This is a genomic window from Cupriavidus sp. SIMBA_020 (assembly GCF_046535395.1).
Lineage (GTDB): Bacteria > Pseudomonadota > Gammaproteobacteria > Burkholderiales > Burkholderiaceae > Cupriavidus > Cupriavidus campinensis.
Window position 1 is genome coordinate 1 of record NZ_JAWRWU010000636.1, and the last position, 270, is coordinate 270.

Below are 270 nucleotides of genomic sequence, written 5' to 3' on the forward strand. Positions count from 1 at the left end.
GGGTCGGTCTTGAAGGCTTGCTGGTAGGCGCCCAGCGTGTCGGCCGCCACGGCCACGCCGCAGGGGTTGGCGTGCTTGACGATGACGCAGGCCGGCGCCTCGAAGCTGCGGGCACATTCCCAGGCGGCATCGGCGTCCGCGATGTTGTTGTACGACAGTTCCTTGCCTTGCAACTGGCGGTAGTTGCCCAGGAGCCCGGCGGAACGCTGCGCGTCGACGTAGAACGCGGCGGTCTGGTGGGGGTTTTCGCCATAGCGCAGCGCCTGTTGC

Annotated in this window: 1 pseudogene; it reads right to left on the bottom strand. The window is 67.8% G+C overall.

Going from position 1 to position 270, the window contains the following annotated elements:
* A pseudogene (purH, locus tag SB751_RS30850) lies at positions 1–270 on the bottom strand (bifunctional phosphoribosylaminoimidazolecarboxamide formyltransferase/IMP cyclohydrolase); the annotation flags it as partial.